At 45.3% G+C, this 9,268-nt stretch carries 10 protein-coding genes; all 10 read right to left on the bottom strand.

What is annotated here, in order from left to right; translation table 11 throughout:
- Nucleotides 1–1,933: DHH family phosphoesterase (locus tag ACEQ1T_RS24575; RefSeq protein WP_370225177.1), on the bottom strand; the 1,933-nt coding region annotated here is incomplete at its 3' end.
- A 31-nt stretch (nt 1,934–1,964) separates the two neighbouring features.
- Complete coding sequence (locus tag ACEQ1T_RS24570; protein WP_370225175.1) at nt 1,965–2,900, bottom strand: YybS family protein; 936 nt, start codon at nt 2,898–2,900, stop codon at nt 1,965–1,967.
- A gap of 242 nt (nt 2,901–3,142) precedes the next feature.
- Complete coding sequence (rpsR, locus tag ACEQ1T_RS24565; protein ID WP_009332461.1) at nt 3,143–3,382, bottom strand: 30S ribosomal protein S18; 240 nt, start codon at nt 3,380–3,382, stop codon at nt 3,143–3,145.
- A 57-nt stretch (nt 3,383–3,439) separates the two neighbouring features.
- Nucleotides 3,440–3,949, bottom strand: a complete 510-nt coding sequence (ssb, locus tag ACEQ1T_RS24560; RefSeq protein WP_206841007.1) for a single-stranded DNA-binding protein — start codon at nt 3,947–3,949, stop codon at nt 3,440–3,442.
- Nucleotides 3,950–3,986: 37 nt separating this feature from the next.
- Nucleotides 3,987–4,274, bottom strand: coding sequence for a 30S ribosomal protein S6 (gene rpsF / locus ACEQ1T_RS24555; protein WP_009332474.1), 288 nt, complete (start codon nt 4,272–4,274; stop codon nt 3,987–3,989).
- A 371-nt stretch (nt 4,275–4,645) separates the two neighbouring features.
- Nucleotides 4,646–5,746: a redox-regulated ATPase YchF gene (ychF, locus tag ACEQ1T_RS24550; RefSeq protein WP_221877179.1), complete on the bottom strand. Its 1,101-nt coding sequence runs from the start codon at nt 5,744–5,746 to the stop codon at nt 4,646–4,648.
- Between the two features lie 160 nt (nt 5,747–5,906).
- Entirely contained in the window at nt 5,907–7,910 is a 2,004-nt protein-coding gene (locus ACEQ1T_RS24545; protein WP_370225172.1) for a molybdopterin-dependent oxidoreductase, read from the bottom strand.
- A gap of 27 nt (nt 7,911–7,937) precedes the next feature.
- Nucleotides 7,938–8,135, bottom strand: a complete 198-nt coding sequence (locus tag ACEQ1T_RS24540) for a DUF951 domain-containing protein (RefSeq protein ID WP_061793278.1) — start codon at nt 8,133–8,135, stop codon at nt 7,938–7,940.
- Between the two features lie 2 nt (nt 8,136–8,137).
- On the bottom strand, nt 8,138–9,028 hold the full coding sequence (locus ACEQ1T_RS24535) for a mechanosensitive ion channel family protein (protein WP_206841014.1): 891 nt from the start codon (nt 9,026–9,028) through the stop codon (nt 8,138–8,140).
- A partial coding sequence (locus ACEQ1T_RS24530) for a hypothetical protein (RefSeq protein ID WP_370225170.1) occupies nt 9,025–9,268 on the bottom strand: 244 nt, incomplete at its 5' end. The genes ACEQ1T_RS24535 and ACEQ1T_RS24530, both read right to left, overlap by 4 nt.

Raw genomic sequence — 9,268 nt, 5'->3', positions numbered from 1 at the left:
CTTTTAAACGGACCTCAACATCATCAAGTGTTGCATCGTGAAGCTGTGTGGCAGCGTTAGTTAAGTGTCCGCCGCCTTCAAGGTTTTCCATGATCACCTGGACATTGATATCCCCGAGGGAACGTGCGCTGACCCCTATCATGTTTTCAGAGCGGTTTGAAATGACAAATGAAGCAACCACACCATCCATTGTCAGCAGGGTATCCGCTGTCTGGGCAATCAGCACCTGGTCAAATATTTGATCTGGCTGTCCCTTTGCAATCGCAATACCTTCTCTGTAGAATTGAACGGTTTCAATCAGCTTAGCCCGCTTGATGTAGGTATCTACATCCTCTTTTAAGAACTTTTGGACGAGCACGGTATCTGCACCCTGTCCGCGCAGATAGGAAGCCGCATCAAACGTCCTGGACCCTGTCCGCAGTGAAAAACTCTTCGTATCAACAATAATCCCGGCAAGCAGGGCTGTTGCTTCCAGCATTTCGATTCGGCCGTTTTTCGGCTGATACTCCAGAAGCTCTGTTACCAGTTCTGCTGTGGAAGAGGCGTATGGCTCCATATAAACCAGAAGAGGATTATGGATGAATTCTTCAGCGCGGCGGTGATGGTCGATGACGACAACATGTTCAATTTTATGAAGCAGCTTTTCCTCAATCACCATGGATGGCTTGTGGGTGTCAACGACCACAAGCAGGGTATCGTCTGTTGCAATTTCCATCGCCTGTTCAGGAGTGATGAATTTAGAAAAGAGCTCTTCGTTCCTTTCAATTTCCTTCATCATTCTTCTGACGCCTGTATCGAGTTCATTGAAATTCACAACTACATAGCCTTCACGCTGATTCAGGCGCGCCACTTTCTGAATGCCGATGGCCGCTCCAATCGCATCCATATCCGGGCTTTTATGGCCCATGATAATCACTTTATCGCTTTCGGATATCAATTCCTTCAGTGCATGGGAAATTACTCGTGCACGGACCCGTGTTCTTTTTTCAACAGGATTGGTTTTTCCCCCGAAGAATTTAACCTTTCCGTTCGTCTGTTTGATGGCCACCTGGTCTCCGCCGCGGCCTAATGCCAGGTCTAAGCTGGACTGAGCCAGTGAACCGAGCTCAGGGAGGGAAGAAACCCCTGTTCCGACGCCCACGCTTAACGTTAATGGAACGTTTTGCTTTGAGGTGGTTTCCCGGACATCATCGAGAATCGTGAACTTGCCTTTTTCCAGAAGCTGCAGTATATGTTCATTAAATACAGCGATAAACCGCTCAGAGGATACCCGCTTCAAGAATACCCCATTGTCCTGTGCCCATTTATTCAATATCTGGGTCACCAGGCTATTGAGGCTGCTTTTTGTCTGGTCATCCATCCCCTGAGTCAGTTCATCATAATTATCAAGGAAAATAATAGCGATAACCGTCCGTTCTTCCTGATACATTTTTTCAATTTCTGTCTGTTCCGTGACATCAAAAAAGTATAATAGGCGCTCTTCCGGTTTATGAATCACCCGGAATTTGCGGTCGTGAAGGGTAATGATTTCGGTTTCCACTTCCTGTTTGATCAGTGGAACAAGCGAATCCGCGACATCATAAAGCGATCTTCCGACTAGCGTATCTTCATCGAAGCAGGATGCTAAAAAGGGATTGGTCCATTCAATGTAATAATCATCATTAATGAGCATGATCCCGATCGGCATTTCCATCAGAGCTTCTTCGCCAACCTTTTTCACCCTGTAGGAAAGGGTCGAGATATATTCTTCCGTCTCCTTTCGATGCTTCTGAATCAGCTGAAAAAGATAGTAGAAAGGAAGGACGGCCAGAAGCAGCCCAATAAGAGCAAATAGCCAATTGTAGTACGCCAATATACCAAGAAGCACCACTGTTATGCCCATCAATCCAAAAATCGGATAGCGTATGGACCGCTTTTCTAAATACGAAGGCATGTTTTCAGCTCCTAAACAGTAGTGTTGTTTATCACTTTTTTCCTAATCTTTGCCTTAAATCGAATCCTAAGTCAATTATACCTAATATCCTCACAATATAAAGGAGAAATGGCATAAGAAATGTAAATACGGCTGCAAGGACCGGCACAGCTTTCGGCCACCCCTTTAAATGACTGAAAAAGAAAATCAGGGACAGGCCTTGAATGACCATGAAAATCTGCAGAATGAAAGCAATATTTACAAGCGCCATAAACCAGTAGCTGCCTTCTGACGGATTAAAAAGAAAAGAAGCTATAATGGTAATGAGATAGTACCATAATATGCTTTTCGGCAGGCTCATTTCCCTGAATGGCTTCCAGCCTTCAACTTTAATACCGAATCTTTTGACAATCGGAAAGGAGACAAGCTGGATGACAAAAACGGAAATGACCGATGTCATGACGAATAAACTTGGCGTCAGCGTCTCAATCATTTTCAGGCCTTCAGTAAATTGCTCGACTGCTTTATCCGCATTCTGGCCAAAGCCTTCAAGCACTCCTTCTGAAATTTGGATGGACTCCTCCATCATATTGATGCCTTCTTGAATAATATTCACATTAAAAAGAGCAACTGCCGCCGCATACAGGATCAGCAGCGCTGCAAGGAATACCAGGGTGCCCGCAATAAAGGAAGACAGCCGTCCTTTGTTTTCACTTATAAAAATGCCGATTACTGTCCCGGTCAGTCCAAATGTCAGCACAAGCGGCAGCGCCATAAACGAACCGATAATCAGAGAAAGCAGGATGCCTCCCGTCAGAAATACGATCGCATACACCCGGTTATTTTTTGCCGCAAACATAATAAACGGAAGAGCCAGGAAGAAAACCGAAACGGTACCGAGAAACGGCACATAGAGCGAAATCAGAAGAAGCACGGCAAAAACAGCCAGAAGCACTGAACCCTCTGTTAATTTATGTACATTATTCATTGATACACCCCTCAAACTGTGTATCCAAAAAGGGGGAAAGCATTTTCCCTGCTTTTTGAACCAATCCAAATAAGACAACTCATAAGGTCTATTGTAGCTAGTATTAAATGCAGGTTCAACCTTCGCGATTTTGGAAGAGGGAATGCCGGCTTTTTCATCAGGTTTGCACTTTAACACAATCCCGTATTAAAGAAGAAGGCATAATAAAAAAGACGCCGGATACCAGCGTCTTTTCATATTAATTATTCACCTGAAACGTATGGCAGTAATGCCATTTGGCGCGCACGCTTAATAGCAATCGTTAATTTACGTTGGTATTTAGCGTTAGTGCCAGTTACACGACGTGGTAAAATCTTACCGCGCTCAGAGATGAATTTTTTAAGAAGATCCACATCTTTGTAGTCGATGTGAGTGATTCCGTTTGCAGTGAAAAAGCAAACCTTACGACGTTTAGCACGTCCTCCTCTGCGTCCTCCAGCCATGGTCAGTTACCTCCTTTAGCTTTATGATTATATATTTCCGTTCATAATCGGGCACTATTAGAATGGCAGGTCGTCATCGGAAATGTCGATTTGGCCGTCATTTGCGAATGGGTCCTGATCCACGCGAGTATAGCCGCCCTGATTACGATTATCCTGGCGTTGATTCTGATTGCTGTTATTTCCAAATGGGAAATCCTGATCTCTTGGACCGCCGTAGTTCGGGTTGCCGCCCTGGCCGCCAGAATTATTCTTCGGCTCAAGGAATTGCACACTCTCAGCCTGGACTTCTGTCACGTAAACACGCTTTCCATCCTGGCCTTCATAGCTGCGGGACTGAATCCGGCCATCTACACCTGCAAGACTTCCTTTTTTAAGGAAGTTCGCTACGTTTTCAGCTGGCTTTCTCCATACCACACAGTTGATAAAGTCTGCCTCCCGCTCACCTTGCTGATTCGTAAAAGTACGATTCACGGCAAGAGTGAATGAAGCGACAGGAACTCCGTTCGGGGTATACCGCAAATCAGGATCCTTTGTCAAACGTCCGACAAGAACAACACGGTTCATCATCAGAATCAACTCCTCTCGGTAAAAATGGCTTTATCTATTATTTTTCGTCTTTAACAACGATGTAACGGATGATGTCTTCGCTGATTTTAGCTAAACGAGTGAACTCGTCAACTGCTTTTGCTTCAGCATTAACGTTCATTAGCTGGTAGTAGCCGTCGCGGAAATCATTGATTTCGTATGCAAGGCGACGCTTACCCCAATCCTTTGATTCAGAAACCTCCGCACCATTGTCAGTTAAGATTGTGTTGAAACGCTCAACTAGGGCTTTTTTAGCCTCATCTTCAATGTTTGGGCGGATGATGTACATAACTTCGTACTTTCTCATCACTTTCACCTCCTTTTGGTCTAACGGCCCTTCAAAAGGGCAAGGAGCAATATATTCATTACTCACAAGTTGAAATTATAGCACATTAATTATGCAAAAGCAATAACGCTGGAGTTAATTGCTAGATGGAAGTTTATTTAAGAGAGGATTTCTTTTCGAACTTTAATTTTGAAAATCGATTTCGCTGCAGCAGAGATGACCGACTGCTTTATCGGTCACTTTCACCTGTTTATCGGACACTTTCCGCATGATATCGGTCAAATCCCCTGGGTTATCTCACTTTTTCCATATATCGGTCACTTCGCTTGAAATCAACATCATACTGTGGGCATAGAAAAATAAGAACCCCTAATATAGAGGTTCTCAGCAAATTAAACGTTAAAGCGGAAGTGCATGACATCTCCGTCTTTAACAATATATTCTTTTCCTTCGAGGCGGACTTTTCCTGCTTCTTTGGCAGCTGTCATGTTGCCTGCAGCAACAAGGTCGTCATAGGAAACCGTTTCTGCACGGATGAAGCCTTTTTCAAAGTCTGAGTGAATAACTCCCGCACACTGTGGAGCCTTCATGCCTTTGCGGAATGTCCAGGCGCGGACTTCCTGTACGCCGGCAGTGAAGTATGTTGCCAGTCCAAGCAGGTTGTAGGCTGCTCTAATCAGCTGGTCAAGGCCGGATTCTTCGATTCCAAGCTCCTGAAGAAACATTTCTTTCTCTTCCCCATCAAGCTCAGCAATTTCAGATTCAATTTTTGCACAGATTACAATGACTTCCGCATTATCCTTTGCAGCAAATTCTTTAACCTGCTGTACATATTCGTTTGATGAAGGATCTGCTACATCATCTTCGCTTACGTTCGCAACGTAAAGAACAGGTTTAATTGTCAGCAGATGTAGACCTTTTACAAGCTTCATCTGTTCCTCAGTAAACTCAACCGTACGCGCCGGTTTGTCTGCTTCAAACGCTTCTTTTAATTTTTCCAGAATTTCCAGCTCAAACACAGAATCTTTATCCTTCTGCTTTGCCAGCTTGCTCACGCGGCCAATTCGCTTTTCAACTGATTCAAGATCAGCCAGAATCAATTCCAAATTGATGACTTCTATATCATCGATTGGATCCACTTTCCCTGCAACGTGTGTAATATTGTCATCCGCAAAACAGCGGACAACCTGGCAGATAGCATCTACTTCACGAATATGGGACAGGAATTTATTCCCAAGACCTTCCCCTTTGCTCGCACCCTTTACGATGCCGGCAATATCCGTAAATTCGAAAGCCGTTGGCACAGTCTTTTTCGGCTGAACCAATTCAGTTAATTTATTCAGACGGTGGTCAGGCACTTCAACAATTCCCACATTCGGATCAATTGTACAGAACGGATAGTTCGCAGACTCCGCTCCTGCCTGGGTAATTGCATTAAACAACGTAGACTTTCCGACATTCGGCAAACCTACAATACCAGCTGTTAAAGCCATCCAAGTCACTCCTCAACATTATTTCATCTATAAAAAATACGATTGTTTCTCATTTAAACAAGCCTCTAACAATTATAGATAGTTGCCGGAGAAATGTAAAGAAAAGGTGACAGGCACCCATACCACTTTGCCTGACTGGTATAGGTGCCTGTCACCGCTATTAAACCTTCGCTATATTCACAAGGCAGTCATACAATGTGCTTCCAAGGCCATTGTCCGATTCGAGGCTGGAAGTAAGATTATTAACGGGACCGCCGAATTTTGCCCAGATGCCTTCATCAATATTGATGGTATCCGGATGGGCTTTTTTCATAATATGGACAAAGCCCTTCATTTCCCCGCGGTCATTCCACACTTTGACATAATCTTTTTCCTGCAGGCCAAGCTTATCAGCAATATTGTTGGCAATTTCCACCTTTGCCTTTGACTCTGGCTTCAAAAGGGGATAATGCTGCGAATGATTGGAGCGAAGCGGATGAATGGTCACCAATGTATAAGGAAACTGCTCAGCACGATCTTTGTCCGTCCACTTGGTTTCCCGGGGAAGAGCGAGTGTCAGCCTGCTTTCGAAACCCTTTCGGAACGCCGCAGCAGAGGTAAATTCATACTTGCCGCTTGGCGTTTTAAACTGCCGGTCTGCCCAGGGCACCGTATTAACCGGGAGCTCCTTATGGTGAGAACTCCTTAAGCTATCCAATGTGATCCCATACTCTTTAAGCGAACCGAGGCCCATGCTGATAAACTCTTCTCTTGTAAAATCGAAATCGGCTCCGAATCCGAGACGCTTAGAAAGCTCAGTCCAAACCCATAAATCAGTCTTCGCTTCGCCCGGCGGTTCAACCAGCTTCGGACCATGATTGACAAAGTGATGGTACATGGAAGAATAATAGACATCTTCCTGTTCAAAGACTGTGGCAACCGGAAGCACATAATCTGCCATTTTGGCCGTATCTGTCATAAACTGCTCTAACACAACGACTGTCTCAACAGATGCAAAAGCATCGCGTACCCTTGATGAGTCAGGGACCTGTGTTAAAGGGTTTCCGCACGTGACGAAGATCATGTTAATCTCAGGATCTTTTGCTGTTAAAATTCCCTCTGCCTGCCGCATCATAGTAAATTGCCTGAAAGCCGTTTTCCGTTCAGGGAGGGTGAGGGCTGCCCCATCAAAGCTTTGCCCAACCTGCCTGTTGGCATAGTTTGCGCCTCCGCCCGGAATGCCGATATTTCCGCTCACGGCAATTAAAGCGTCCATCAGCCGGATCGTGTTCCCGCCGTTTTCATAGCGCTGCATGCCAAGTCCAAAGAAAGTGGAAACAGGGCGGTCCCCATACACCATCGCAAGCTCAGTCATCACCTCTGCAGGCACTTCCGTTTTCTCTGCCACTTCCTCAAGCGTTATACTGCTCAGCAGTTCATTCAGATCTTCAAAACCAATAGAATATTTATCTATGAAACTTCTATCTTCTAAGCCCAGACGGAGCATTTCCTTCATGATGCCGGCCGCAAGCCAGCCATCCATCCCCGGCTTAATGGAAAAATAGCGGTCCGCCATTTTGGCCGTCGCATTAAAAATCGGATCAATTACATACAGCTTGGCACCTTGTTTCTTTGCCTCCTGCAGCTTTTGATACAGGTGCATATTGGTGCGCGCGACATTTCTGCCCCAGACAACAATATGTCTGCTGTTTAAAATATCTTCAGGCCCGTGGCTATACGCATCTCCGAAATCCCAGCTCTGGGCCTCAATGCCGGCTCCCCAGCAGATGGATCCCGTCAGCTCAGTCACTCCGCCATAGCAGTTAAAAAAGCGCTGATCCAGGTTCGTCAGCAAGCCTCCATTGGCATAGTCATGGCTGTGCAGGACCGAAGTGGTGCCAGCCGTTTCTTTTATCTCTTTCATTTTCAGGGAAATATCGTGCAAAGCCTGCTCCCATGAAATTTGCACAAATTCTCCATCCACTTTCTTCAGCGGATGAAGGAGGCGTTCCGGAGAATTGGTCCTGCTTTCAAGCATTCTGCCGCGGCCGCAAATTTTCCCCTTTGTTATTGGATGGTTCTGATCGCCATCTACCTTGGTCACCTTACCGTCTTCAACTGTTACATGAAAGCCGCAGCTGTCCCAGCAGTTTAGGGGACAGGCTGACTTGAACGTTTGTGCCACGAACCTCATCTCCCTGCAGTTTGTCTCTTATTCCTCATGCTTAACAAGAATTTTCTTCATTTTGCGGGCGAATTCCCTTCTTGGGATCATTACGCTGTGTCCGCAGCCTTCGCACTTAATGCGGATATCTGCTCCCATCCGGATGATTTTCCACTTGTTAACCCCGCATGGGTGTGGCTTTTTCATTTCCACCACATCATGTAAATCAAATTCTTTTTGCTCCATGTTTATCCCTCCGCATTCAGTTTTGGGTTATCCTGTTCATTCCGTGTGTACATCACAAGTCGCGGGAACGGAATTTCAATGCCATGCGCATCTAAACAAAGCTTAATTTCCTTCCGCAGCTGGCGCGCAATATAAAAGTGCCTCATTGGCAGTGTTTCTGAAACTACACGCAGCATCACATCAGCTGCCGCCATATTTTGGATGCCCAGAATTTCCGGCGGCTTAACCATATCCTCATATTTTTCCGGGAGCTTTTCGAATAATTCCTGAAGGACCTGTTCAACCTTTACAATATCGCCTTCATACGCAATGCTGACATCCACAAAAGCCACACTATTATTTAATGAAAAATTGGTCACCTGCATAATGCTTCCGTTCGGAAGGATATGAACTTCACCTGTCCAGTTTTTTATCTTTGTCGTCCTCAATCCGATTTCTTCTACCGTTCCTTCAAATTGATCAATCCGGATATAATCCCCAACCGAAAACTGATCTTCAAAAATGATAAAAAATCCGGTGATAATGTCCTTTACAAGACTTTGTGCCCCAAACCCAACAGCCAATCCTACGATTCCGGCACCGGCCAAAAGAGCTTTTACATCAATTGTCAGCACCGATAATATCATGATCGCCGCAACGAAAAACGCCACGTATGTGAGCATATTCTCCAGCAGCTTCAGAAGGGTGGCTTCCCTGCGCTCTGAGATTCGGAGCCTTGACGGCGTCCTAACTTTAAAAATATTACGGATGGCCAGCTTGCCGATCCTGATCAGAATGCTCGTCACGATCAGAATCGCTATAACTTTAAAGATGCCTTCCCCAATGGTTATCCACGTTTCTTCATTCGAAATCTTATCTATCATACCGTTTGTCATTTTTTCAATAGGACTCATGGTTTCACCTGCTTTAAATTAGTGAAAATATAGAAAAGCGGAAAGCGCCCGCTAAATGAAGGCACGCAGACTAAAAACGCCACGTCCTCCCAAAAGCTGTCATTTTCGGTCGTGCGATGTTTAGGCTGACGAAGCCTTACTTGTCCTGTGGGCCTCAAGCATAAGGCGAGCCGGCTGAAAGGTTGTTCTTTAACCTTTTGGACGGATTGAAAGAAATGTTGAGGTGACTGCCCAGGAACG

This window comes from Cytobacillus sp. (genome assembly GCF_964223445.1).
Taxonomy (GTDB): domain Bacteria; phylum Bacillota; class Bacilli; order Bacillales; family Cytobacillaceae; genus Cytobacillus.
The sequence above is the reverse complement of the archived record's forward strand: the minus strand, read 5'-3'. Positions and strand labels throughout refer to the sequence as shown.